The following is a 25053-nucleotide window of genomic DNA, read 5'->3' as shown; positions in this document are numbered from 1 at the left end:
CCGTTTTCGTAACCATTCCCGAACTGCTAGAATTTTTCCCGGCACCGGACAGCGTGAGTCTTACCGGAAAAGGTGAGCAAAGCCCTAGAGAGGGATGGGCGCCCGCGCGTTCGGGCCGGAACGGAAACGTCAACATGCAAAGGGAGCGGCATGGAGATCTACCAATTCCCCACACGGGGAGACAATTTCGGAGTGCTTTTGCACGATCCAGCGACCGAGGCCACGGCGGCGATCGATGCGCCTGACGCGGATGACGTTCGCCAGGCCCTGAGCGAGAAGGGCTGGATCCTCACCCATATTCTCGTCACCCACCACCATCACGACCATACCGCCGGCATCGTCGCCCTGAAGAAGGCGAGCGGCTGCATCGTCGTTGGACCCGAAGCGGAGCAGGAGACCATTCCGGGTCTCGACGTCACCGTGAAGGAAGGCGACACGGTCGAGGTCGGCAACATGAAGGCGCAAGTGATCGAGACGCCCGGCCACACGGCCGGCCACATCTCCTATTTCTTCCTGGATGAGCCGGCCGCCTTTGTCGGCGACACGATCTTCTCTCTCGGCTGCGGCAAGCTGATGGAAGGCGACGCCAAGACCATGTGGGCCTCCCTTCAGAAGCTCATGAAGCTGCCACCGGAGACCAAGATCTACTGCGGCCACGAATATACCCAGAAGAATGCCAGCTTCTCCCTGACCATCGAGCCGGAGAACGCGACCCTCCAGGCCCGGGCCAAGCAGGTGGACGAGCTGCGCCGCCAAGGCAAGGCGACCCTGCCGACGACGCTTGGACAGGAGCTGGAGACCAACCCCTTCCTGCGGCCCGACAGCCCTGAGATCCAGGAGCGTCTCGGCATGCAGGGCAGACCGCTTGAGGAAGTCTTCGGCGAGATCAGGCGCCGCAAGGACGCGTTTTGAAGATGGCGCACGCGCCTGCGCGCTCAGCTGCTCTGGCTTCGCTGGTCGTATAGGCGGTTGGCGGCGGCGATCTCCGGCTGATGCTCCAGGGCCCATGCCGCGAGCGCATCGACCGGCTCGCGCAAGGACTGCCCTAGCGCCGTCAGCTCGTACTCCACTCGTGGCGGCACGGTCGGGAAGACCGTGCGCGTCACCAGCCCGTCCCGCTCCAGGCCCCGCAAGGTGAGGGTGAGCATCCGCTGGGAGATGCCGCCGATCATGCGCTTCAGCTCGTTGAACCGGCAGGTCCCATCCCCCAGACGGCTGATGATCAGCACGCTCCACTTATCGCCCACGCGCCCGAGCACGGCGCTGACTGCCCGGCAATCGCTCGTCTCGTGCAGGGGCGTGACGTCTTCGGTTACAGTCATGTTACCGGCTCCCAATCCTGTGCCTAGGTTCCAGAAAAGTGCCTTCTTGCGCGGTTTTTCATAGGCACCAAGATAGCCTCAGTTACCAATTTATACCAAAGGTCAAAGGCTATGAAACTGCTTCACCTGGACGCGAGCATCCTGGGCGATAACTCGGTCAGCCGCGCCGTCTCCGCCGCCATCGTAGAGCGGCTAAAAACGCAGACGCCCGACGCCGAGATCGTCTATCGCGACCTGGCCGCAAACCCGCCCAGCCACCTGACCGCCGCTCATATCGGCCAGGATCAGACGTCCGCCCCGCCGCCGGATTTGGAAGCCGGCCAAGCCATGCTCGACGAGTTCCTGGCCGCGGACGTCGTGGTCATTGGCGCGCCCATGTACAATTTCACCATCCCCACCCAGCTCAAGGCGTGGTTCGACCGCGTCCTCGTTGCGGGCAAGACCTTCCGCTACACCGAGAACGGTGCCGAAGGGCTTGTCGGCGGCAAGCGGGTGATCGTCGCCGTCTCCCGCGGCGGGTTCTATGGCCCGGGGTCTCCCGCTTCCGACTTCGAGCACGTGGAGAGCTATCTGCGCTCCGTCTTCGCCTTCATCGGCATCGACAACCCGGAGATCATCGTGGCCGAAGGCATCGCGGTCGGCCCCGAACAGCGCGAGCGGGCCGTCGCGGGCGCCCTCGACAAGGCCGCCGAGGTCCAGGCGGCGTGAGGACAGGGAGCGTCCGGTACCCGTTCGCAGGGCGACTGGACGCAACGTTCATTCGCCCCCATCCTGAAGCCGCCGATTCGACTATCCGGAGCCCGAGCGTGAAAGACACCGCCGAAGAGATCATCGCGCGCCTGAAGCTGGAGCCCCATCCCGAAGGCGGCCATTTCCGCGAAACCTTCCGGGACACCCCAGGCGAGAATGGCCGGGCCCATTCGACGGCCATCCTCTATCTCTTGCGGAACGGCGAGGAATCCCGCTGGCACCGGGTCGATGCCTGCGAGACGTGGCATTGGTACGGGGGTGGCGCGCTCACCCTCACCATTGCGGAAGGCGAAGACCGCCGGGAAATCCGCTTAGGGTCCGATTGGGCGGCCGGCGACGTGCCCCAGGCCGTGGTGCCCGCCGATGCATGGCAGGCCGCCAAGCCCGACGGCGACTGGGTGCTGGTCGGCTGCACCGTCGCACCGGGCTTCGAGTTCGAAGGGTTCGAGCTGGCGCCCGAGGGCTGGGAGCCTTAGGTCACTCACCACCTCAACACCGCGTCATCCTGAGGTGCATGGCTGAAAGCCATGCCTCGAAGGAGACACGATCCAAGACCTAGTTCAAATCCCAGCTACTGGCCTTCAGCCGAGTGAGCGCCGCCTCGAGCTTGGCGATCGCATCGCTCCGCTCCGCCCGCTCCATATCGATGAGTAGGCGGAAGCCGTCGGACTCCTCACGAATCGCGCTGCCTTCCTGAACCTGATCCTCATAAAGGCCGCGCACCTGATAGCAGCGCACCGGCTCGGCGAAGCCCTTGGCCGTGATCGCCGGCCGCTCCTCCGCGATCACCTCGTCCTTCACAAGCGCATAGGTCTCGTGGCCGATCAGGATGCCGCCGCTGCCGGCGCTCACCTGCAGCCGGGACGCACCGTTCACCACATTGCCGATAATCGTGTAGTCCATCCGGTCTTCGCTGCCGAAATTCCCCACCGTGCAGAAGCCGGTGTTGATGCCGATGCGGAGCGCGAAGGGACGCTCGATGCCGAAGGCGCGCCACTCGTCACGCAGCTCCTCCATGCGCCGCTGCATGGCCACCGCCATGTGCACGCAGGCCGACGCATCCTCCTGATAGCCCCGCGACTCCGGATCGCCGAAGAAGGCGAGAACCGCATCGCCGATATATTTATCGATGGTGGCGCCATAGGCGTTGGCGATCTTCGCCATCTCGGTGAGGTAGTGGTTGAGGAGGTTGGTTAGCTCCTCCGATTCCAGATGCTCCGTCGTTCCCGTGAAATCGACGAGATCGGAGAAGAACACCGTCAGCTTCTTGCGGCTGGAGGCGAGCTCCACGCTCTGCTCGCCGGTAAAGATGGAATCGTAGACCTGGGACGCGAGATATTTGGAGAGCTTCTTGGACAGCGCCTCCAGTTCCTGGTTCTTGCGCCGGACCTCCAGCTCCGCCGCCTCCCGCGCCTGGCGCATGGACTGCATGCGCCGCGCCGAGTTGAGCGCCGCGGAGAGCTGGGCGATGAAGTCCTCCTGCACCTCCTTGATGACGTAGTCCGCCGCGCCGAGCTTCAGCGCCGCGACCGCGATCCGGCTGTCGTCCGTGCCGGTCACATAAACCACCGGCGGTGGATCGGCGAGCTTCTGGATCGCTTCCAGCGTGGTCAGCCCGTCCTGATCGGCCATGTAGTGGTCGAGCGCGACCACATCGATTCCGCCCGCGGTCACCCGCTCCAGGCCGAGCTGGCCGCGATTGGCGATGTCGACCAGCAGCCCGCGCCGCTCCAGCCCCTTCTTCACAAGATGGGCGAGGCCTTCGTCGTCTTCGATGTAAAGCACTCGAACGGGTTTGGTATCGGGCATGAAAAGGTCTTCGCGCAAAAGAAAGGGACGCGCCCGGACGGACGCGCCCCAACTATATCGGAACGCATTATGGCGACCGCGCGTCGAAGCCGCGCAGACCTTGTGACGGCCGCCAGCGTCTTTAGATCATGTACTGGCCGCCGTTGATCGACAGAGTCGAGCCGGTGATCCAGCCCGCGTCGTCCGCCGCCAGGAACGTCACGCAGCGGGCGATCTCATCGACCTCACCCAGACGACCCGTCGGGATATTCGCCAAGATCGCCTTCTGCATGACCTCTTCCGGCACGTTGGCCAGAAGATCGGTGTTCACATAGCCCGGCGCGATGGCGTTGCAGGTGATGCCCTTCTTGGCATTCTCCAGCGCCACGGTCTTGGTGAACCCCAGATCGCCCGCCTTGGCGGCGCAGTAGTTGGCGATACCCGCCTGGCCCTTCTGGCCGTTGATCGACGAGATGTTGATGATGCGGCCGAAGCCCCGCTCGCGCATGCCGTTGATCACCTGGCGCGTCATGTTGAACATGGAATCCAGGTTGGTGCGGAGCACGTCCGACCACTGCTCGTAGGACATCTTGTGCAGCGGAGCATCCTTGGTGATGCCCGCATTGTTGACCAGGATGTCGATCGGACCGACCTGATCTTCCACCTCGGCTACACCCTGCTCGCAGGCAGCGTAATCGCCGACATCCCATTTGAAGACGGGGATGCCCGTCTCTTCCTTGAATTTGTTTGCGGCGTCATCATTGCCGGCATAGGTGGCCGCCACGTCGTAGCCAGCCTCCTTGAGCGCCTTGCAGACAGCTCCACCGATACCGCGCGTACCTCCGGTCACCAGAGCGACACGTGCCATTCGTTCCTCCCTTGCGCGGCGCATTGGCCGCTCGTCTTCTTAAACCCATCCTAGAAAACCGAACGCGCCCGAGAGGTTGCTAGAAAAAGCGTTCTCGGACGCGCCAGTGTAAGCTCAAACCGGACGATTAGTCCCGCTCAACGCACATGGCAATGCCCATGCCGCCGCCGATGCAAAGAGTCGCGAGGCCTTTCTTGGCGTCGCGCTTCTTCATCTCGTGCAGCAGCGTGACGAGCACACGAGCGCCCGATGCACCGATCGGATGGCCGATCGCGATGGCGCCGCCATTGACGTTGACCTTGTCCATGTCCCAGCCGAGTTCCTTGTTCACCGCGCAAGCCTGCGCCGCGAACGCCTCGTTGGCTTCGACCAGATCAAGATCGCCGATGGACCAGCCGGCCTTCTCCAGTGCCTTCTTGGACGCCGGGATCGGGCCGGAGCCCATCACCGCCGGATCGACGCCCGCGGTCGCCCAGGAGACGATCTTCGCCAGCGGCTCGACACCGCGCTTCTTCGCCTCTTCGGCGCTCATCAGGACCACGGCGGCCGCACCGTCATTGATCCCCGACGCGTTGCCTGCCGTCACCGTGCCTTCCTTGTCGAAGGCGGCGCGCAGCTTCGCGACATCCTCGAGCTTCGCGCCGTGACGGATATACTCGTCGTCCTCGACCACCGTGTCGCCCTTGCGGCCTTTGACGGTGACCGGCGTGATCTCGTCCTTGAACTTGCCCTCTTTCTGGGCGGCCTCGGCCTTGTTCTGGGACTTCACCGCGAATTCGTCCTGCTGATCGCGGGTGATCTGCCACTTCTCGGCGACGTTCTCAGCGGTGTTGCCCATGTGGTAGCCGTTGAAGGCATCCCACAGGCCGTCCTTGATCATCGTGTCGATGAACTTCACGTCGCCCATCTTGTGGCCGCTGCGCAGATGCGCGCAGTGGGGCGACAGGCTCATATTCTCCTGACCGCCGGCAACCACGATATCGGCGCTGTTGAGCGCGATCTGCTGAGCGCCGAGCGCGACAGCCCGCAGACCCGAGCCGCAGACCTGGTTGATTGTGAAGGCCGTGGCGGTTTCAGGAACGCCGGCGCCGATCGCAGCCTGGCGGGCGGGGTTCTGCCCTTCGCCGGCCGTCAGCACCTGACCGAGGATCACCTCGCCGACCTCCTCGGGCTTCACACCGGCTCGCTCCAGAGCCGCGCGAATGACGATCTCGCCGAGCTCATGGGCCGGCACGGTCGACAACCCGCCATTGAAAGAACCGATAGGCGTGCGCGTGGCACTGGCGATGACGATCTCTTCCTCTTTCATTCCACTCTCCGCTTTTTACAGGCCGCCCCTTATACAGCAGCAAGCGCCGGGGTCGACACCCCCCTGCTGGCATAGTGACGTCACATCGTGACAGCGTTTTGTGACAACGCCGCATGACCGTGAATCGCTCCTGCCAGACGAGGAAGGTGCAAAGAGAACGGCCCAGATTTCCTCTCCCAAACTCCCCATCAAGATGAGCCTTCTGCGCCCGCGCAGCAAGCGTCACCTTAACGTTGAGGGAAAGCCTCTGGTGCCCTGCACAAAGAACGTGATAGTTGTTTCGCAGTTGCGGAAAGAGTAACCCTCAGCACGTTGCCGAGAGGGTTTTAGGAGCAAGAAGACGTGGCACGCGATAGCGAACAAGATGCCAAACCGGTCATCATCAAGAAGTATGCGAATCGCCGGCTCTATAACACCGATACGAGCAGCTATGTGACGCTCGAGGATCTTGCCACAATGGTAAGATCGGAAAGAGATTTCGTGGTTTTCGACGCGAAGACCGGCGAAGATCTCACCCATGCGGTGCTGACGCAGATTATAGTCGAGCAGGAAAGCCGCGGCGAAAATCTGCTGCCGATTCCCTTCTTGCGACAGCTCATCCGGTTCTACGGTGACAGCCTCCAAAGGGTCGTTCCGAGCTACCTGGAAATGAGCCTGAACACGCTCACCAAGCAGCAGGATCAGTATCGCGGGCATTTCGGCACCGCCGCATTTGATGCAATGCAAGATCAGGTTCGGAAGAATTTCGAGACCTTCGAGCACGCCATGGGCCTCTTCACCCCCTTCTCTGGAACCGAAGGCGGCGCCAAGCCGTCGAAGGCCGAAAACGGCATCGACCCGCAGGCCTACGACACCGGCGAGACCGCGACACAGGAACGCGACAAGAGCGGTGAGATCGAAAGCCTGAAAGCCGAGCTTTCTGCCATGCAGGAGCGCCTGGAGCAGCTTTCGCGCCGGTCCGGCTAGCCTAAATCCCTATCGAATCGCGTTCGGCGGGCAGCTCAGGCGAGATCGATCCGGCCGATGCTGTTGCTCACATTCGGCGCGATTTCCGGCCCGCCGAAGAAATAGCCCTGCATGAAGGCGATGCCCGCGCGCTCCAGCGCCTCTGCCGTCGCCTCGTCGCCAACCCCTTCGCCGACCGTGGCGATGCCGAGATTGGCGGCCAGATCCACCAGAGTCCGGACGAAATACCCGTCCTGCACCCGGGCGGTGACGTTCTCGATGAAGGACGAGTCGATCTTCACCAGATCGATGCCCAGCCCCTCCAGATGGCGGAATGAGCTATAGCCCGTGCCGAACCCGTCGAGCGCGACCTGGGTCCCGAGACGCCGCACCTCCGCGATGAAATTGGTCATCTCTTCGAGCTTCGAGATCGCAGCCGTCTCGTTGATTTCCACGATCAGCCGTTCGGGGAGCCTGCGGTCCACATTGGCCAGCGCCTGAAGGCCGGTCAGCCAGTCCCGGTCGCCGGAGACCGTCGGGCTGACATTGACGCAGAATTTCACGGTCGGCTTCATGCGGAGCAATTCGCCGACCAGCTCCAGTACGCGCGCATCGACCAGCTTGGAGAGGCCGAACTTCTCGGCCACCGGCATGAACTCTCCGGCCGGCTGGATCGAACCATCCGGCTTGTGCATGCGCAGCAGGGTTTCATAGGCCACGATTTCGCGGGATTTCGCTTTCACGATCGGCTGAATGGCCAGCACCATGCGCCGGTCGTTCAGGGCCCGCACGATCTCGTCGGCCGTGGAAGCGGCCCGCCGACGCTCAGATTCTCGCCGCTCCGAGCGCTGATACAGCATGAAGCGGTCGTTATGGTTGGTCCGCGCCGCCTCCAGCGCCTGCAGGGCCCGGCCCGTCGCAAGCTGCGCGTTGGTCGCATGCTCGGGCAGCTTCACCGCGCCGACGGAAACCCCGGCCGTGATCCCGCCTGCACCCGTCTCGAATGGACGATCGCCCACCAGGGACATCAGCCGCCTGGCGATCACCGAGACACCCTTGCCCGGGCAATTGTGCAGCAGGATGCCGAACTTGTTGGAGGCGAAGCGCCCCACGCAATCCTTGCCGCGCAGCGCCCGCGACAGCCGGCGTCCGACCATGGCGATGATCTGATCGCCGATATCGAAGCCGTAGGTCTCGTTGATGAGGGTGAGGTCGTTGACCGCCACCAGCAGCAGGGCGCCGTCATGCTTCGGACCGGCGCTCGACAGCATCTCAGCCAGCCGCTCCGTCAGACCCGTCCGGTTGAGTTGACCCGTCAGCTCGTCATGGCTGCCGAGAAACTCGAGCCGCTGCTCCTTCTCGCTCCAATCGTCGATAACCCGGATGGTGCCCTCGACACGCGCGGGCTTGCCGTCAGGACCGATCCGGCACCGGCCGATCTCCTCAAGCCAGCGGGCCTTGCTGCCGCGTCGGCCGTCGGGAAGAAAACGGTATTGAGTACGATAGCGGATCTCGCTATTGGCCGTGCGCTTCGGCCCGCCGGTGAGCGCCTCGAAGCGCGGGCCGGCATGCTCGGCATCCACATGGAGCCCGAAAGCCCGGCCGCTGTTCAGCTTCTTGAGATCTGGTACGTCGAGGACTGTGGCGGCATTCTCCGCCCAGGAGATCAGGTCGCGCTGCATGTCCCACCGATAGGCCGTCTCGCCCATGGTGTGCAGCACGTCCTCCAGTGTGATCGTGTGGTGAGCTTCGGAATTGCGGGCCTCGTCGGACTCCGAAAAGCCGATCTCGGCTTCGTCGCTCTTCCGTGCGGTGTCTCCGCGCCCTTGGCCGGAAGGGTCTCTCCAAGACGTCGCCACTTGCAGCCAACTCCCCTGTTTGCGCCCCGGGCCTATCTCATGCGTAGGCCTCTATTGCCGGGAAACATAAGGGTGGACCCCTTAACAACGGCAGAATCGAGCTTCACACAAACAGGCTTATCGCCGGCACAACACACGATTTCCCCCTGTATCCAGGGGTCTTTGTCTTGCCGTAGTTTACCAGCGACTACCCGAATACGCACAATTGTTTGTATTGCGGCAAACGGGCGCTCGCGCCGTCAGCACATGGGGAGCTCGCGGGCCAAAAGGAAGACGTTAAAACGATAATGTGGAGGCTGGGTCTCTAACCGGTGCTGGGCGGGCCAAGCGGCGGGCCTACATATCCCCGCCGAAGGCATAGTCGCGTCGCGCCGCCCGGATCGTCACCGAGAAGCCGGCGACCACATCGATCAGGGTCACCATGGTGATCAGGAAGAACAGCGACGTGGCGGCCAGATCCCAGACCAGGAACAGGATCAGGCACACGATGAAGACCAGCAGCGACATGGCGTGATCGAACACCGAATTGCCGCCGGTCTTGGTCGATTTCAGGATTTCGATGAACAGCAGAAACAGCGTGAAGACCATCACGGCATCCATGGCCGTGAAGGCCCAGCGCCCGCCTGACGGCAGCGGCACATCGAACAGGGTCGCGTTGAAGTCGACGCCCACAAGAGCGAGGCCGGCATACAGAATCACGGACAGCAGCAGTAGCGGAATGAATGTCAGCAAGTTGCCGCCACTCTCTCGCCGTCTGCCGCCGCCTGAATGGGGTTCTACAACCACCAAAGCCTCGACCTCGTTTAGGGGTTTGCCGGACGGTCCTTAGACCTCGTCGCCGGCCTCCTCCAGAATCTGACGTCCGCGATACTTGCCGGACTTCAGATCGATATGATGGGGCCGACGCAGCTCACCGCTCTCCTTGTCCTCCACATAGGACGGGGACTTAAGAGCGTCATGCGACCGGCGATTGCCGCGCCGCATGGGCGTGACCTTTCTCTTCGGAACAGCCATAGTTCAATTATCCTAATGCATCTTCCAGGGTTGCGCCCCGGGTCTTTCTCGACCGCCCTTATAATAGGTATGTCGCGGGCTGGCCAGAGGCGAGAGCCGCCTTTTGCCGCCCCAATAAACCAGCTTACTCGAAGACGCAATCACTGCGCTTGGCAATCAGCGGCATCCGGCCCTGGATCGCGCCCGCCACGGCGCGGGTCACCGGTCCGGGCCGGCCGGGCCGCCGCACGATTGGGTTGGGCAGGGCCGCGGCGAGCAACGCCGCCTCCCACTGGGTGAGCTGGGAAGCCGGCTTGCCGAAGTGATATCGCGCCGCGGCTTCCGCGCCGAACACCCCGGGACCCCACTCCACCACGTTGAGATAGATCTCCATGTCCCGCGGCTTCCCCCAGACCGCCACGCTGATATAGGCGAGTGGGACCTCGAGAAGCTTCCGCAGATAGCTCCGGCTCGGCCACAGGAACAGGTTCTTCACCGTCTGCATGGGGATCGTGCTGGCCCCGCGCGGCTCGCCGCCCCGGCTCGCCTCTTTGAGGGCGATCCGCACCGCGTTCCAATCGACTCCGTGATGGCGGCAGAACTGCCCGTCCTCGGCCGCGATGACCGCGACCGGCAAGTTCTTGGAGATCTTCTCGAGCGGCACCCAGTCCCGCTTCAGGGTCTCGCCCTTCAGCTTTTCGATGGCCATCAGCGGCGTGAAAGGCGGATCGACAAAGCGGAAGACCACGATGGCCAACAGCACGGCCACCCCATAGGCGACCGCGAGCAGCACCAGCGCACCCAGAATACGCTTGATCCAAACCATCGCTGTGGACGGCCCCTCTTCTTCCCCGCCGGACTGCTCGTCGCCCTGGTCACCCATGAAATTCACCACCCATGCGTTCCGCTTTTAGCGTCCGGTTGCCGGATCGAGCAACGTAGGATTAGTGTCCGCGCGATATGAGCGGGCGACCGCGCCGGACCTTTGGGACAAATGACCTCTCCGAACGAGACCTTTCAGACCGAGCTCGACCGGGTGGCGGACCTCACGAACCGCCACCTTGCCAATCTGCTCGACCGGCATCTCGGCGGCGAAGGGCCGGCGCAGGTCGGCGAGGCTATGCGCCATGCGCTGCTGGGCGGCGGAAAGCGTATCCGTCCATATCTCGTCATAAGATCCGCAGCGCTGTTCGGCGTGTCGGAAGAAGCCGCCATGCCAACCGCGACCGCCCTGGAATGCCTCCATACCTATTCCCTGGTCCATGACGACCTGCCCGCCATGGACGACGATGAGATGCGCCGCGGCCGTCCCACGGTTCACGTCGCCTATGAAGAAGCGACCGCGATCCTGGTCGGCGATGCGCTTCTGACCTTGGCGTTCGAGACCCTGGCTGATCCGCAGACGAATCCCGATCCCGCGATCCGCAACGCCCTCGTTCTGGCGCTCGCCAAGGCCGCCGGCACCAACGGCATGGTCGGCGGCCAGGCCCTCGATCTCGCGGCGGAAGGTAAATCCCTCGGCCTGGACGAGGTGCTCCGGCTCCAGGCCATGAAGACCGGCGCGCTGTTCCGCTTTGCCTGCGAAGCCGGCGCCATTCTCGGCGGCGCCGACGAGACCCAGAAGACCGCGCTCATCCGCTACGGCAAAGATCTCGGCCAGGCCTTCCAGCTCGCCGACGACCTGCTCGATCACGAAGGCGATGCCGAAGCCGCCGGCAAGGCGGTCGCCAAGGATGCCGAGCGCGGCAAGGCAACCCTGGTCGCGCTGTTGGGTGTCGATGCTGCGAAGACGCGCCTCGAGGAAATCGTCGCCGATGCCGAAGAAGCGCTCCGGCCCTTTGGGGAGGACGCGGTGCTCCTGATGGAAGCGGCCCGCTTCGTTGCCCGGCGCAAGGCTTGAGGTATCGGACGCGAGAGCTCCGATCAGAATTTCACGCCGGCCTTGAAGCCCGCGGCCTGGACGGCGACCCGGTCGCCGAACTGCCCGTCATAGAAGACGCGAACGCTGCTGTTCCCGGCGGTGATCAGCTCCACGCCAGCGGCGATATCCGCCTGCACGTTGTCCGTATCGGCGACGATGGTGAAGGGCGATACGCTCGACGGCGCGCCGGAAAACGAGGCCGCCACGGTCACCTCGTCCTCGCTGTACCAGGTGACGCCAGCCCGCACGTAGGGGCGCACCAGCGTGCCGTTCGACCACCACCATTCGGTGCCGAACTCGACCGCCGGCGACAGGCTGAACACCGTGTGATCGCCGTCCACCGCGAGGCTGGCGCCGCCCGCGCCATGTTCTTTGATGTTACCCAGATCGACATTGGTCACAGCCGCATCGATCATCGGCTTGTAATAGAGGGTGGGGCTGCCGAGCACGTAGCTTCCATGCAGTCGCCCCTGCACCACGTCGAGATCGTGGCTCGCCTCCGCGCTCTCCGAGAAGCCGCCGAAATTCATGGTGCGCTGAGTCTCGTACCAGCCATGGGCGCCGCTGACCGCGCCCGCCAGCAGCAGCGGCCCGGGATTGTATTTCAGCGCCAGACCGCCCTGGAGCTGCTCGCCGTCGCTGGTGGCGCCGCTGCTCGTGGAGAGCGAGCTGCTCTGGAAGCCGAGCCCGCCGCCAAGCCGCCAGTCGCCGTTCAGAGCAACCTGGCCGCCCGCCGCGAACTGACCGGCCGTTTCGTCGAAGCCGATATCCTCGAACGTCGCGTCCGCGTCGAAGTCGCGCCCCTTGGCGCCCAGCCATAGACACTGGCCCTCGCGGTTGATGGAGGCGGTGTCGGTGCCGTTGACCCGGCAGCTCAGAAGATTGTCGGAGAAGTCGGAGGCCGAGTAGACCGCCGAAAGTTGGATATCGGCGTAGATCTCCGGCGAGAGCTGATCCAGCGCATCCGTATAGGCTTTGAGGCTGTAGACATTGAGGAGGCCGAGGAAGACCGGGTCCAGCGTACCACCGCCCGCATCCAAAACCGTGTTCAGGTTGGTGCCGATGGCGCGCTGATTGCGGTTGAGGCCGTCGGGCACGAAATTCACCGCGACATCGAGCACGACATCGTTCGGGTTCGGATAGAGGAGCTCTGCCTGCAGCGCCGGGCTTGCGAGAAGGCCGAGACCGTTATCGGTCGTGCCCCCGGCTGCCGATAGGATCGTGAAGCGCTGGGACAGCCGCGCCGGGTTCTGCACCGAGACCTTCACGTTGCCCTCGAGCTCTGCCGTGCCGGAGACGTTCAGCCGGTCCGCCGCGGCATTGCCGAGATTGAGATCGACCGCAAAGATGCCGCTCCCCGTCTGCAGCACATTGCCTGTCAGCGCCGTGGTGCGGACCCGTCCCGTGCCGCCCGGTGACATCGTGCCGGCATTCCGCAACAGCTCGCCAGTGCCGAGAAAGACGCGGGCGCCGGTATTGAAGAGACCGCCCGCCCGGTTGTTGAACCGGTCGGAACCGGGGCCGAGATCGATATTGCCGGTCACCGTCCCGTAGTTGTCGACGGTCTCAGCACTGGAGCCGTCAGCCTCGATGGCGTTCTCGCCACGTGTCGTGATGGTGCCGTAGTTGATCACTCGGTTGGTCGCGCCGCCATCGAAGTCGATACCGTCGCCCGCCGGACCGCCTGTGATCGTGCTGCCCGCCCGGATCGTGACGACGCTCGCCCCGACGCCGGGGATCTGGTTCACGTCGATCGCGTCCGAACCGTTCCCCAAGACCTCGATATCGCCGGTCTGGGTGATGGAGACCGTGCCCGGCCCGATGTGATTGACGGAAATGCCGTCGGCGAAGGGACCTCGCGTGGTGATCCGGCCCTCGTTCCGGATCGTGAGCGACGCGCTGTAGGACTGTGCGAGGATGCCGAATGACTCCTCTCCGGTCGTGGTGATGTCGCCCGTATGGTCGACAGTGACCGGACCGCGGATGCCCAGAGCCGCGATACCAGGGGCGCTATAACCAGTCGTGGTGATGTTGCCGGTCTGGGTGATACGCGTCCCGCCGAAATAGCTCACCGCGTTGATGCCCGCCGCGTAATCCCCTTGCGTATAGATATCGCCGGTCTGGTTCACGGCCGCAGACCGGTAGCCCTGCACATAGATGCCGTCGGCGGAATAGCCGCGGGTCCGGATCGTGCCGGTCTGATTGATGGAGACCCCGCCATCCGGGGCAAGCGCATAGATGCCGTAGCCGTAATCGCCCCGGGTGGTGATCTCGCCTCTTTGGGTTATCGAAACGGAGCCGGAATAGGAAAACCCATCGAGGCCCGGAGACGAATAACCTTCGGTGGTGATGTCGCCCCGATGGGTGACGGTCGTGCCGCTCAGGCTCTCCGCGTAGATGCCGGCCGCGTAATCGCCGCGGGTGATCACGTCCCCCCGATGGGTGATGATGGTCGTGCCGGTATAGGAGAAGCCATGAACGCCATGGGTATTGTATCCCGTGGCGATGATGGCAAACGGACCGCCCGGACCGTCGGTCGTGTCCGAATTGATCGTGACGCTGCCTTCGCTGCCGAAATAGATCCCGTCCACGCCGGACGCCGGCGTGATATCGGCGGTCACGTCACGGACGATCAGCGTGTCGAAGGTGTCGGGCGCGGGCCCGTACTGATCGATATCGATGCCCGAGGAGACATTGCCCGTGCAGGTCACCGTTCCGCCGGAGACCATGTTGCAGGGGGGCGCCGGAGGCACCACTTGCGCGCGCACCGGCCGGCCATAGCCGAACATCATGACGCCGGCTGCGACCGTTCCAAGCAGCGCCGAGCGTCGAACCTTCCGTGGTTTCGGAGAATTCGATTTGGCAGAGGCTGATTTGGGTGCGCCAGCGGCCTCAGGACTTGCCAGCCCTGCGCATGTCGATCGCGCGTCCTGCGATCTGTCCCTGTTGCGGCAACGACGCATGCTCACCCTTCGAAAATCACATCATTCATTCGCCGCAACGGTTGTCTTAGGCGGCGTGGGCTCAAGCGGTCCAGTGACAAGAGCGACATTGGAGAAATTAGCCACAGGCCTGTGGCATTGGCGACACGCGCCTCTGGTAGCGCATGATATCAGGCGCTCCCGAAGGCCGTCCGGCCTGGGCAAGCGGGCCCTCCAGCACACGCAAAACTAAGCGATTGTCGGGGAAGGTTTATTCGGCCGCTGTCTGACCGGAGCTCCGGCCCTGGCCGTAACGCTGCTCGATGTAATCGAGCACAAGCGCCTTGAAATCGTCCGCCAGCGTCGGTCCGCGCAAGGTGGTCGCCTTGGCACCGTCGATGAAGACCGGCGCCGCCGGCATCTCGCCCGTGCCTGGCAGCGAAATGCCGATATCGGCATGTTTCGATTCCCCCGGCCCATTCACGATGCAGCCCATCACCGCGACCTTCAGATCTTCCACCCCGGGATAGCGCGTCCGCCATTCGGGCATCGAGGTCTGGATGAAGCCCTGAATATCCTGAGCGAGCTCCTGGAAGCGCGTCGAGGTCGTGCGCCCACAGCCCGGGCACGCCGCCACCAGCGGCACGAAGGCCCGAAGCCCCATGCTCTGCAACAGCTCCTGAGCGACCTTCACTTCCAGCGAGCGGTCGCCGCCCGGCTCCGGCGTCAGCGAGATGCGGATCGTGTCGCCGATCCCTTCCTGCAGCAGCACGGCGAGCGCCGCGGATGATGCCACGATGCCCTTCGACCCCATGCCCGCCTCGGTGAGCCCCAGATGCAGCGCGTAGGGCGAGCGAGCGCCAAGCATGCGATAGACGGCGATGAGATCCTGCACCGCGCTCACCTTGGCCGACAGCACGATCTTCGCCGGCCCCATGCCGAGCTCCTCGGCGCGCGCCGCCGAGAGCAGCGCCGACTGGACGAGGGACTCGTGCATCACCGCGCGGGCATCTTTCGGCGTCTCCGAGCGCGCATTCTCGTCCATCAAGCGGGTCAGCAGATCTTGATCGAGGCTGCCCCAATTGACGCCGATGCGCACCGGCTTGTCGTGGGTGTTCGCGATCTCGATGATCTGGGCGAAGTGTTTGTCCTTCTTGTCCTTGAAGCCGACATTGCCCGGATTGATCCGGTACTTGGCGAGCGCCGCGGCGCAGTCCGGATAGTCGGACAGAAGGATGTGACCGTTGTAGTGAAAGTCGCCCACCAGCGGCACGTCGGCGCCCAGCGCCAGAAGCTTCTCGCGGATCTTCGGCACGGCGGCTGCGGACTCAGCCCGGTCCACCGTGATCCGCACCAGCTCCGAACCGGCCCGCGCCAGTGCCGCCACCTGCTCGACCGTCGCATCGACATCCGCCGTATCCGTGTTGGTCATGGACTGGACCACAACGGGCGCATCGCCGCCGAGCATCACGCCGCCGATATTGACGGGCGCGGAGAAGCGGCGCCCGTCGCGGCTGGACGCGGCTCGCTCTTCGGGGCTTCTGGCGGTTTCTTCAGACATGGCGGCAGATAAACCAGATTTGGGGTCCGCAGACCAGTCCGCAAGCTGTCGCCTCATGCAAGCTTGGTCGCCGGTGCGGTTGGGACGAACCCCTCCCGCCGATCCGCAAGTCAGCTAGGTCAGGCTGGCGGCGCGCCGGCGGCGCACGGTCTGCAGCAAAATCCCGTCCTCTGTGCCGAACAGGATCGACAGCCCGTAGAAGACGCCCGCCGTCAGGATGATGGCGGGGCCGGCCTCGAGCTCTCCGTAATAGGAAATCAGCAGCCCGATGATGCAGGAGACCGTCGCGATCATGACGGCCACCCCGATCATGCCGGAGACGCCGGCAGCCCAGAACCGCGATGTAATGGCAGGCAGCAGCATGATGCCCACCGCCAACAGCGTGCCCAGCACCTGGAACGCGCCGACAAGATTGATCACCAGCAGGCCGAGAAAGACGAAATGGGCAGGCGCGCCCCAGCCGCTCACCTGATGCAGCAGGGCGCGGTCGAAGCATTCCACCACCAAGGGCCGGTAGACGATCGCCAGCGCCAGGACCGAGACCGTGGCGATCACCGCCATGAGGAGCATGGCGGGAATGTCGAGATCGAGCACCGACCCGAACAGCAGATGCAGCAGCTCGTCGTCGGCGCCTTTCAGCGAGACGATCAAGACGCCCAGCGCGAGCGACAGAAGATAGAACGAGGCGAGGCTCGCATCCTCCGTCAGAAGCTTTGCCCGCGCCAGAGCGCCCGACAGGAACGCCACCACCAGCCCGGTGATGAAGCCGCCGAGGCTCATGGCCACGAAGGAGCCACCCGCGATCAGAAAACCGATGGCCACACCGGGCAGGATCGCATGGGAGAGCGCATCGCCCACCAGGCTCATGCGCCGCAAGAGCAGAAACACGCCGATGGGTGGCGCGGAGATGGAGAGCGCCAGACACGCAGCCAACGCCCGCCGCATCGCCTCATCCGTGATGAAGGGCTCCGCGAGCAGATAGGGGTTGAGATCGCCGAGGCTCATACGCTCACCCGCTCCCGCGCGCGCTCACCGGAGAGACCGAGCTCCGCGTCCTGCCATGCGGCGGTCACCTCGCCCGACTTCGCAAGATTGGCCGAGGTCAACACTTCGGACGTCGGTCCCCAGGCGATGGTCTCCCGCGCCAGGATCAATGTCTTGGGAAACCGGTCTCGCACCAGCGCCGCATCGTGCAGCGCCGCGATGACCGTCCGCCCCTCGTCGTGCCACTTGGCGATGAGCGAGATGAGCGTATCCGCCGTCTCCAGATCCACCGCCTGGAACGGCTCGTCGAGCAGGATCAGATCGGCATCCTGAAGCATGAGCTGGGCGAACATCGCCCGCTGGAACTGACCGCCGGATAGAACACCCAGCCGCCGCTCCGCCTGGCCGGCGACCCCGACCGTCTCGAGTGCGGCCCAGACCTCCGCTTCCGCGTCGCGCTTCAGACCCTGGAACGCGCCGATCTTCCGCCACAGCCCCATGGCCACGGCGTCGAAGGTGGAGATGGGAAAGCCCGGGTCGATATCGCTGCGCTGAGGGAGATAAGCGATCTTGGCGCGCGGCAGATCGTGCAGCCGGACGGTGCCAGAGAACGGCCTCACCTCGCCGGTGATGCATTTGAAGAGCGTGGATTTGCCCGCGCCGTTCGCTCCCAGGAGAGCCAGGAGATCGCCGCGCTTCACCGCGCCGTCGAGCCCGCGCAGCACCGGTATTCCGTCATAGCCTGCGCTCACATCGTCGAAGGCGACCAGCGTCTCAGGCGTCTTAGTATTCGAGGTTTTGGTAGCGCTCATGTCACCACCCACAGCACGGCGCCCCAAACCACGAGCAGCGCGGAGACCGCGATCGTCAGCCGCTGCAGCAGCGAGCTCCGCAGCATCGAAAACCCGATGCCGGGGCTGGCCGGAACCGAACGCATCTGTGCGCTGCCGCTCTCTCTCCTCGCCATGGGGGTCCTTACCTCAAGCTGAAATCGTCACGGGCCGCGAAAGGTTACGCAGCGGCCTGGCAGGCACTGCAAAGCCCGGCGAATTCCAGCGTCGCCTGCTCTACATGAATGTCTTTCGGCACCAGCTTCAGAAGATCGTCGTAATGGGCGTCGTCCAAGGAGATCTCCTCCACCCGCTGGCAATTCCGGCAGAAGGCGAACGCAAAATGTCCGCCGCAGCGCCCACGGCCGCAGGCCACGAAGGCGCTCAAGGATTTCAGCCGGTGCACCATGCCCAGGGATTCCAGCCCGGCAAGCGCCCGATAGACCGTCGGCGGATGGGAGATCCCAGAAGGCCGCACCTGATCGAGGATCGCATAGGCGCTCATGGGCTCCTTGGACTCGCGCAAGGTCTTCAGCACCCGGGCCTCATTGGCCGAGAGCTCGTCTTCCGCGTGATCGTGCTGATGTTTCGTAGCCATGGCGCGCCTCCTGAAAAATGATATAATGTATCAATTCGAGCGTCGTCAATCGATGGTTTGAGCTGCGCGGGCAACGCAGTTTCTCCACAATCGTCGGTGATCTTAGGGCGACTCTTTCGGGGAAGACGATTTCGCCATGACGTCCCACATCGCCAACCTGCTTGCATATCGCGCACGCATCGCTTGCGCCGCAATGGCGCCCTGCGCGCTCCTGCTGCCGGCGGGCGCAGAGGCTCACCCCCATGTCTGGACGAGCGTTCAGTCGGAGCTGGTCATCGGCGATGACGGCAAGCTTCAGGCGATCCGCCACCGCTGGACCTTCGACGAGTTCTACAGCGCCATGGCCGTCCAGGGCCTCGATACGGATGGCGACGGAGAATACACGGCCGAAGAGCTGAAGCCCCTGGCTGAGGTCAACGTGAACTCTCTGAACGAGTTCGACTACTTCACCTTCGTCTCCGCCAAGGGCGACAGCGTGACCTTGAGCGATCCCATCGACTATTCGGTCGAGTATAAGGACGGCATCGTCGTTCTGAATTTCACGCTGCCCCTGAAGCAGCCGGTGGCGGCTGATTCCGATGAGGTGAAGGTCGAGGTCTACGACCCGACCTTCTTCGTGGCCTTCTCGTTTGCCGAAAAGGACCCGCTCAAAATGGCGGGCGCGCCGGCGGGCTGCCAGGCCAATCTCAAGGCGCCCCTGACCGATCCCGAGTCCGACGCCCTGACCGAAGCCTTCTTCAGCCAGCTCGGCCCCGACAGCACCTACGGCTCGCAATTCGCCCAGACCGCCGTTCTTTCATGCAAAAGCTGATTGCTTGGTGGCGGGCATGCGCGATCGCGCTGCTGGCCGTCCTGAGCCTTGGCGCAAACGGCGCCCTCGCTCAGCAATCCCCGCCTTCGGCCTTCGGCTCGTCCCAAGAGCGCAGCGCCTCTCCGCCCTCCGCCTTCGGCGAGCGCGCCGCGCCAAAGCCGAATGCGGCTGTCCCGGAGTATCAATCCCGTTTCGGCGGCTTCATCGGCTGGATCACCGAGCAGCAGCAGAAGCTGCAACGCGAGCTCGCCACGGCGATCAAGGATTTGCGGGACGGCAATCCATTCTATGCCGCTCTTGTGCTGGCCGGTTTGAGCTTCGGCTATGGCGTGCTCCACGCCGCCGGGCCCGGACACGGCAAGACGATCATCACCTCTTACGTGGTCGCCAATGAGGAGACGGCCCGGCGCGGCATCCTCGTCTCGTTCCTGGCCGCCGCCGTACAGGCGGTCACGGCCATCGTCCTGGTGCTCCTTCTCGCCGTCGCGCTCAATGCGACGGGCTTCGAGTTGAAAGCCTGGTCCGCGCGGCTGGAGACGGCAAGCTACGGCCTGATCGCCCTGGTCGGAATCTGGCTCCTGGTGCGTCAGCTGAGAACCCTGTTCGCAAGCGCTCCTGCCGATGACGCTCATGATCACGGCCATTCCCATGATCACCACCATCACGACCATGAGCATTGCGACGCCTGCCACCATATGCCGGATCTGGAAAAGCTCGCTCAGCCCCTGAACCTCAAGCAGCTCGCCGCCGTCGTCTTCTCCGTCGGTATCCGCCCCTGCACCGGCGCCATCGTGGTGCTCGTCTTCGCCCTGGCTCAGGGCCTGCTTTGGGCCGGCATCGCCGCGACCTTCGCCATGGCCTTCGGCACCGCGCTGACCGTCGCCGCCATCGCCATCCTCGCCCTCTTCTCCCGCGAGCTGGCCCTGAAGCTCGGCGGCGAAGGCGGCCGCTGGGGCGAGGCGGTCTGGACAGTCTGCGGCCTGGGCGGGTCCGTCGTCATCATCCTATTCGGCGCCATCCTCTTCATGGCTTCCCTCGGCCCCGCCCGGCCCTTTTAGGCTCCCGATAGCGGCTTGATCGCCGGAACGATCCGGCGTGCAATCGAGTCATGAAGAACATGGAGATCGTCCAGGGCGACATCACCCGCCTCGATGTGGACGCCATCGTGAACGCTGCCAACGCACAGCTTGCGCCGGGCGGCGGGGTCTGCGGCGCCATTCATCGTGCAGCGGGACCGGAGCTGGCGGAAGCCTGCGCCGAGATCGGCAGCTGCCCGACCGGCGAGGCCCGCATCACCCCGGGTTTCGACCTGAAGGCGCGCCACGTCATCCACGCCGTCGGTCCCGTCTGGCATGGCGGCGACAGCGGCGAGGACGAAGCTCTTGCCGCCTGCTACCGCAATTCCATTGCGCTTGCCGATGAGCACGGGCTCACCTCCATCGCCTTCCCGGCCATCTCCACCGGCATCTACGGCTTCCCGCCCGACCGCGCTGCGGCCATCGCAGTGCAGGCTGCGGGCGAGGCCCTCGCCGAGCACCCGAAGGTCGAGACGGTGATCTTCTGTTGTTTCGACGACGTATCCGCCAAGCGGCACGAGGAGGCCCTCACCGCCTGGAGAAAGCGACAGTGAGGTAGCGCGTCATGGCGGATGAGAAGCGGCCGGTCATCATGTGGTTCAGGCGAGACCTGCGCCTGTCCGACAATCCGGCGCTCTCCGCCGCCGCCAAGACAGACGGTCCGCTGCTTCCCGTCTTCATCCTGGACGACGACGCGCCCGGCCATTTCAGTCTCGGCGGGGCGTCGCGCTGGTGGCTTCACGGCAGTCTCGAATCCCTGGACAAGAGTCTCGACGGAAGTCTGATCCTGCGCCGTGGCAAGACGGCCGAGATCTTGAATAAGCTGCTCGACGAAACCGACGCCTGCGCCATTCACACGGCGGCGGCCTACGAACCCTATGAGCGGGCTCTCGAAGAGGCTGTCGAAAAGCTTTGCAAGGATCGAGGCGTCGAGTTCACCCGCCACGAAGGCCGCCTGCTCAACTCGCCCGACGCCGTCTCTACAAATGACGGCGATCCCTATCAGGTCTTCACGCCGTACTGGAAAGCCGCCAAGCGGAAGCATTTCCGCGATGTTCTCCGTGCGCCGAGCCTGAACGACTTCGCCAAGGCAAGGTCCGACGATCTCGGCGATTGGAAGCTTCGCCCCACCAAGCCCGACTGGGCCGGCGGCTTGCGGGAGACCTGGACGCCCGGCGAAGAGGCCGCCAAGAAAGCGCTTGCCGGTTTCATCGACAATAAGCTGCTCGACTACGAGAAGGACCGGGGCCGCCTCGACTGCGATCCGAGCTCCCGCCTCTCGCCCCACCTTCATTTCGGCGAGCTGAGCCCGCTGCAGGTTTACAGCGCCGTTCGCCACGCCGACGAAGGCGCGTCCGGCAAGGGAGCCGAGAGCTTCCTGAGCGAGCTCGGCTGGCGGGAGTTCTGCGCCCAGCTCCTCTTCCACTTCCCCCATACGGCGACCGAGCCTCTGAAAGACCAGTTCAAGGACTTCCCCTGGCGTCAATCCAAGGCGGATCTGAAAGCCTGGCAAAACGGAGAGACCGGCTATCCAATCGTGGATGCCGCCATGCGTCAGCTCTGGGAGACCGGCTGGATGCCCAACCGTGCGCGCATGGTCGTCGCGTCGTTCCTGACCAAGCATCTGCTGATCCCCTGGCAGGATGGCGCGGACTGGTTCTGGGACACGCTTGTGGACGCGGACCTCGCCAACAATGCCTCCAACTGGCAATGGGTGGCCGGCTCGGGCGCTGATGCCGCACCCTATTTCCGCATCTTCAATCCGATCCTGCAGTCGGAGAAATTCGATCCGGACGGGGACTACATCCGCCGCTGGGTGCCAGAGCTCAAGAAGCTGAAAAACAAGGACATCCACGCCCCGTTCGAGGCCTCCGCCTCATCTTTGAGCGAGGCTGGTATTGATTTGGGCAGCACCTATCCGAAGCCGATTATCGAGCACAGCAAAGGCCGTCAGCGGTCTTTGGACGCGTATGAAAAAGTGAAGAATGGCTGACATGCGTCAGTCCTGCGCTTTTCGAAGGCAGCAATAACGCGTAGAGTGCAACAATATTCTTGAGTCGTATGAAACGGCGACTTTTACGCACGTTGAAGCGGGTGGGCTGACGAAATGTTCGATCTCGATCCAGTCATGTTGGCGCGGATCCAATTCGCCTTCACTGTTTCCTTCCACATTCTCTTCCCAGCTTTCACCATCGGTCTCTCGATGTGGCTGCTCGTCCTTGAAGGTCTGTGGCTGAAGACCGGCAAGGCGATCTATCTCGATACCGCGAAGCACTGGTCGAAGATCTTTGCCGTCTCTTTCGGCATGGGTGTCGTCTCCGGCATCGTGATGTCCTACGAGTTCGGGACCAACTGGAGCGTTCTGTCCCATGCGGGCGGCAACATCCTCGGTCCGCTCCTCGCCTACGAGGTGCTCACCGCCTTCTTCCTGGAAGCGGGCTTCCTCGGCATCATGCTGTTCGGCTGGAACCATGTCCCCAAGGGCGTGCATTTCATCGCCACGGCTGCTGTCGCCTTCGGAACGCTTCTTTCCGCCTTCTGGATTCTCTCCGCCAATAGCTGGATGCAGACCCCTGCGGGCTACGAGGTGATCGACGGCGTGCTGCACGCCGGGGATTGGATGGAGCTCATCTTCAATCCGTCCTTCCCCTACCGCTTCGCCCACATGGTGACAGCCGCCTATCTCACCACGGCTTTCGCCGTCGGCGGCATCGGCGCCTGGTATCTGCTGCGCAACCGCAGCGTCGCCCACGGCAAGATCATGCTGGGCATGGCGCTCAGCCTGATCGTCTGGATGGCACCCATGCAGCTCGTCATCGGCGACCTGCACGGCCTGAACACCCTGGAGCATCAGCCCGCCAAGGTGGCGGCGTTGGAAGCCCACTGGGAGACCGGCCGCGGCATTCCGCTGATCCTCTTCGCCATCCCGGATGCCGAGGCGGAAGAGAACCACTACGAGGTCGCCGTGCCGGGGCTCGGCAGCCTGATCCTCACCCATGAGTGGGACGGCGAGGTCAAGGGCCTCAAATCCTGGGCGCCCGAAGACCGGCCCGACCCGACCATCCCATTCTTTGCCTTCCGCCTCATGGTCGGCTGCGGCCTGATTATGATCGCGCTCGGCTTTATCGGCGCCTTCCTGTGGTGGCGCGGAACGCTGTTCACCACCCGCTGGTACCTGCGCGCCATGGTCATTTGCTGGCCCATTGGCTTCGTCGCGGTTCTCGCCGGCTGGTTCGTTACCGAGGTCGGCCGGCAGCCCTGGGTCGTCTACAACATCCTGCGCACCGTCGACGCGGTCTCACCGGTGCCGGGCGGCAGCATCCTGACCACGCTCATCCTGTTCATCGTCGTCTATTGTTTCATCTTCGGCGCCGGCATGTACTACATGGCCAAGCTGGTACGCCGGGGCCCCGACGAGACGCCGCCGGAGCCGGATGAGGAGGATGTCGACCTATCCCGCCGGCCGCTCGCCGCCTCGGGAAACCCATAAGCGAGCTGATATGACCGAATTTCTCCCTGTCATCCTGCCTCTCGTCTGGGCCGCTATTCTCGCCGTCGGCGTGTTCATCTACGTCCTGCTCGACGGGTTCGATCTCGGCCTTGGTGTTCTCTTCCCCTTCGCGCCGAACCATCGCGCTCGCGACGCCATGATGAATTCAGTCGCGCCCTACTGGGACGGCAACGAGACCTGGCTCGTGCTGGGCGGCGGCGGTTTGCTTGCCGCCTTCCCATTGGCCTATTCGCTACTGCTGCCGGCGCTCTATCTGCCGCTGATCCTCATGCTGTGCGGTCTGATCCTGCGCGGCGTCGCCTTCGAATTCCGCTATAAGGCCGACACCTCCCGCTGGATGTGGGACTGGGCCTTCGCCGGCGGCTCCACGCTCGCAACCTTCGTTCAGGGCGCTGCCATCGGCTGCTTCATCCAGGGTTTCGAGGTCAAGGACAACGCCTATGCGGGCGGTCCCTTCGACTGGCTGACCCCGTTCGTCGTGGTCACCGGAATCGCGCTTATCGCCGGCTATGTTCTGCTCGCCTGCGGCTGGCTGATCATGAAGGGCGACGACGAACTGCGCGACTGGGCCTACGGCATCGGCAAGAAGGCCATCATCGCGGTGGGCGCCTTTATCCTGATCTTCAGCATCTGGACGCCCCTGATGCACGAGGACATCGCAGAGCGCTGGTTCTCACCCGGCAACATGGTGATGTTGAGCCCCGTTCCGATCCTGACGGCTCTCTCGGTGGCCGGTGTCTGGTACGCGCTGGATAAGCGGTGGACCTATGTTCCGTTCCTGCTGTCCATCGTGGTCTTCCTGCTCTGCTACACGGGCCTTGCGGTCAGCCTCTTCCCCTACGTCATCCCGCCGGATGTCACGATCTGGGATGCCGCCGCCGCGCCCAAGTCGCAGCTCTTCATGCTGTATGGGGCGATCCCGCTGATCCCCATTATCCTCGGTTACACGGCCTACTCGTACTATTCGATGTGGCACGTGAAGGATCACGGCTACCACTAGGGCGCC

General features: G+C 63.9%; 25 protein-coding genes. 11 read left to right on the top strand and 14 right to left on the bottom strand.

Going from position 1 to position 25053, the window contains the following annotated elements:
• The first annotated feature begins 150 nt into the window (after nucleotides 1-150).
• The gene (gloB, locus tag ACFQ2F_RS02685) at nucleotides 151-912 is read left to right on the top strand and encodes a hydroxyacylglutathione hydrolase (protein ID WP_379085325.1); all 762 of its coding nucleotides are present in this window, start codon (nucleotides 151-153) and stop codon (nucleotides 910-912) included.
• 23 nt (nucleotides 913-935) lie between these two features.
• Here the strand turns inward: gloB and ACFQ2F_RS02680 are convergent, their stop codons facing one another.
• Nucleotides 936-1322 carry a winged helix-turn-helix transcriptional regulator gene (locus ACFQ2F_RS02680; RefSeq protein ID WP_379085322.1) on the bottom strand — a complete coding sequence of 129 codons (387 nt, stop codon included), beginning with the start codon at nucleotides 1320-1322 and terminating at the stop codon, nucleotides 936-938.
• Between the two features lie 111 nt (nucleotides 1323-1433).
• On the opposite strand from ACFQ2F_RS02680, the gene ACFQ2F_RS02675 reads away from it, so the two are divergent.
• Nucleotides 1434-2030: an FMN-dependent NADH-azoreductase gene (locus ACFQ2F_RS02675; RefSeq protein ID WP_379085319.1), complete on the top strand. Its 597-nt coding sequence runs from the start codon at nucleotides 1434-1436 to the stop codon at nucleotides 2028-2030.
• A gap of 98 nt (nucleotides 2031-2128) precedes the next feature.
• Nucleotides 2129-2548 carry a cupin domain-containing protein gene (locus ACFQ2F_RS02670; RefSeq protein ID WP_379085316.1) on the top strand — a complete coding sequence of 140 codons (420 nt, stop codon included), beginning with the start codon at nucleotides 2129-2131 and terminating at the stop codon, nucleotides 2546-2548.
• 79 nt (nucleotides 2549-2627) lie between these two features.
• On the opposite strand, the gene ACFQ2F_RS02665 is transcribed toward ACFQ2F_RS02670, so the two are convergent.
• From ACFQ2F_RS02665 to ACFQ2F_RS02655, 3 genes are all read right to left on the bottom strand, one after another.
• Nucleotides 2628-3881, bottom strand: coding sequence for an adenylate/guanylate cyclase domain-containing protein (locus tag ACFQ2F_RS02665; RefSeq protein ID WP_379085313.1), 1254 nt, complete (start codon nucleotides 3879-3881; stop codon nucleotides 2628-2630).
• Between the two features lie 121 nt (nucleotides 3882-4002).
• Complete coding sequence (gene phbB / locus ACFQ2F_RS02660; RefSeq protein ID WP_379085310.1) at nucleotides 4003-4728, bottom strand: acetoacetyl-CoA reductase; 726 nt, start codon at nucleotides 4726-4728, stop codon at nucleotides 4003-4005.
• Between the two features lie 127 nt (nucleotides 4729-4855).
• Entirely contained in the window at nucleotides 4856-6037 is a 1182-nt protein-coding gene (locus ACFQ2F_RS02655; RefSeq protein ID WP_379085307.1) for an acetyl-CoA C-acetyltransferase, read from the bottom strand.
• Between the two features lie 342 nt (nucleotides 6038-6379).
• Between ACFQ2F_RS02655 and phaR the strand changes: the two genes are divergently transcribed.
• Nucleotides 6380-7003: a polyhydroxyalkanoate synthesis repressor PhaR gene (phaR, locus tag ACFQ2F_RS02650; RefSeq protein ID WP_379085304.1), complete on the top strand. Its 624-nt coding sequence runs from the start codon at nucleotides 6380-6382 to the stop codon at nucleotides 7001-7003.
• A 35-nt stretch (nucleotides 7004-7038) separates the two neighbouring features.
• On the opposite strand, the gene ACFQ2F_RS02645 is transcribed toward phaR, so the two are convergent.
• From ACFQ2F_RS02645 to mtgA, 4 genes are all read right to left on the bottom strand, one after another.
• On the bottom strand, nucleotides 7039-8841 hold the full coding sequence (locus ACFQ2F_RS02645; protein WP_379085301.1) for an EAL domain-containing protein: 1803 nt from the start codon (nucleotides 8839-8841) through the stop codon (nucleotides 7039-7041).
• Nucleotides 8842-9177: 336 nt separating this feature from the next.
• Nucleotides 9178-9573 carry a hypothetical protein gene (locus ACFQ2F_RS02640; protein ID WP_379085298.1) on the bottom strand — a complete coding sequence of 132 codons (396 nt, stop codon included), beginning with the start codon at nucleotides 9571-9573 and terminating at the stop codon, nucleotides 9178-9180.
• 93 nt (nucleotides 9574-9666) lie between these two features.
• Complete coding sequence (gene rpmF / locus ACFQ2F_RS02635; protein WP_379085295.1) at nucleotides 9667-9855, bottom strand: 50S ribosomal protein L32; 189 nt, start codon at nucleotides 9853-9855, stop codon at nucleotides 9667-9669.
• A gap of 124 nt (nucleotides 9856-9979) precedes the next feature.
• Nucleotides 9980-10717: a monofunctional biosynthetic peptidoglycan transglycosylase gene (gene mtgA / locus ACFQ2F_RS02630; protein ID WP_379085292.1), complete on the bottom strand. Its 738-nt coding sequence runs from the start codon at nucleotides 10715-10717 to the stop codon at nucleotides 9980-9982.
• A 111-nt stretch (nucleotides 10718-10828) separates the two neighbouring features.
• Here mtgA and ACFQ2F_RS02625 point away from each other — a divergent pair, with 111 nt between their 5' ends.
• Complete coding sequence (locus ACFQ2F_RS02625) at nucleotides 10829-11734, top strand: polyprenyl synthetase family protein (protein ID WP_379085289.1); 906 nt, start codon at nucleotides 10829-10831, stop codon at nucleotides 11732-11734.
• 23 nt (nucleotides 11735-11757) lie between these two features.
• On the opposite strand, the gene ACFQ2F_RS02620 is transcribed toward ACFQ2F_RS02625, so the two are convergent.
• The 6 genes from ACFQ2F_RS02620 to ACFQ2F_RS02595 all read right to left on the bottom strand — a co-directional run bounded on the left by ACFQ2F_RS02620 (nucleotide 11758) and on the right by ACFQ2F_RS02595 (nucleotide 18649).
• Nucleotides 11758-14547, bottom strand: a complete 2790-nt coding sequence (locus tag ACFQ2F_RS02620; RefSeq protein WP_379085286.1) for an autotransporter outer membrane beta-barrel domain-containing protein — start codon at nucleotides 14545-14547, stop codon at nucleotides 11758-11760.
• Nucleotides 14548-14947: 400 nt separating this feature from the next.
• Nucleotides 14948-16237: a flavodoxin-dependent (E)-4-hydroxy-3-methylbut-2-enyl-diphosphate synthase gene (ispG, locus tag ACFQ2F_RS02615; RefSeq protein ID WP_379085283.1), complete on the bottom strand. Its 1290-nt coding sequence runs from the start codon at nucleotides 16235-16237 to the stop codon at nucleotides 14948-14950.
• Between the two features lie 114 nt (nucleotides 16238-16351).
• Nucleotides 16352-17242 (bottom strand): metal ABC transporter permease, encoded by an 891-nt coding sequence (locus ACFQ2F_RS02610; protein WP_379085280.1) that lies wholly within the window; start codon nucleotides 17240-17242, stop codon nucleotides 16352-16354.
• Nucleotides 17239-18033 (bottom strand): metal ABC transporter ATP-binding protein, encoded by a 795-nt coding sequence (locus tag ACFQ2F_RS02605; protein WP_379085277.1) that lies wholly within the window; start codon nucleotides 18031-18033, stop codon nucleotides 17239-17241. Before ACFQ2F_RS02605 ends, ACFQ2F_RS02610 begins: the two co-directional genes overlap by 4 nt.
• Nucleotides 18030-18158 (bottom strand): hypothetical protein, encoded by a 129-nt coding sequence (locus ACFQ2F_RS02600; RefSeq protein ID WP_379085274.1) that lies wholly within the window; start codon nucleotides 18156-18158, stop codon nucleotides 18030-18032. The genes ACFQ2F_RS02605 and ACFQ2F_RS02600 overlap by 4 nt, the downstream gene beginning before the upstream one ends.
• A 74-nt stretch (nucleotides 18159-18232) precedes the next feature.
• Nucleotides 18233-18649: a Fur family transcriptional regulator gene (locus ACFQ2F_RS02595; RefSeq protein ID WP_379085271.1), complete on the bottom strand. Its 417-nt coding sequence runs from the start codon at nucleotides 18647-18649 to the stop codon at nucleotides 18233-18235.
• A 136-nt stretch (nucleotides 18650-18785) separates the two neighbouring features.
• Here ACFQ2F_RS02595 and ACFQ2F_RS02590 point away from each other — a divergent pair, with 136 nt between their 5' ends.
• The 6 genes from ACFQ2F_RS02590 to cydB all read left to right on the top strand — a co-directional run bounded on the left by ACFQ2F_RS02590 (nucleotide 18786) and on the right by cydB (nucleotide 25047).
• A complete protein-coding gene (locus tag ACFQ2F_RS02590) occupies nucleotides 18786-19460 on the top strand; it encodes a DUF1007 family protein (protein WP_379085268.1) in 675 nt (224 codons plus the stop codon).
• A complete protein-coding gene (locus tag ACFQ2F_RS02585) occupies nucleotides 19448-20518 on the top strand; it encodes a nickel/cobalt transporter (RefSeq protein WP_379085265.1) in 1071 nt (356 codons plus the stop codon). Before ACFQ2F_RS02590 ends, ACFQ2F_RS02585 begins: the two co-directional genes overlap by 13 nt.
• 50 nt (nucleotides 20519-20568) lie before the next feature.
• A complete protein-coding gene (locus tag ACFQ2F_RS02580) occupies nucleotides 20569-21090 on the top strand; it encodes an O-acetyl-ADP-ribose deacetylase (protein ID WP_379085262.1) in 522 nt (173 codons plus the stop codon).
• 11 nt (nucleotides 21091-21101) lie between these two features.
• Nucleotides 21102-22529 carry a cryptochrome/photolyase family protein gene (locus tag ACFQ2F_RS02575; protein ID WP_379085259.1) on the top strand — a complete coding sequence of 476 codons (1428 nt, stop codon included), beginning with the start codon at nucleotides 21102-21104 and terminating at the stop codon, nucleotides 22527-22529.
• Nucleotides 22530-22643: 114 nt separating this feature from the next.
• Nucleotides 22644-24026, top strand: coding sequence for a cytochrome ubiquinol oxidase subunit I (locus ACFQ2F_RS02570; RefSeq protein ID WP_379085256.1), 1383 nt, complete (start codon nucleotides 22644-22646; stop codon nucleotides 24024-24026).
• 10 nt (nucleotides 24027-24036) lie between these two features.
• Nucleotides 24037-25047 carry a cytochrome d ubiquinol oxidase subunit II gene (cydB, locus tag ACFQ2F_RS02565; protein ID WP_379085253.1) on the top strand — a complete coding sequence of 337 codons (1011 nt, stop codon included), beginning with the start codon at nucleotides 24037-24039 and terminating at the stop codon, nucleotides 25045-25047.
• Nucleotides 25048-25053: the final 6 nt, after the last annotated feature.

The sequence above is a fragment of the Methyloligella solikamskensis genome (assembly GCF_042676065.1).
Lineage (GTDB): Bacteria > Pseudomonadota > Alphaproteobacteria > Rhizobiales > Methyloligellaceae > Methyloligella > Methyloligella solikamskensis.
Note: the sequence above shows the minus strand (reverse complement) of the source record. Positions and strands in the feature narration are given on the sequence as shown.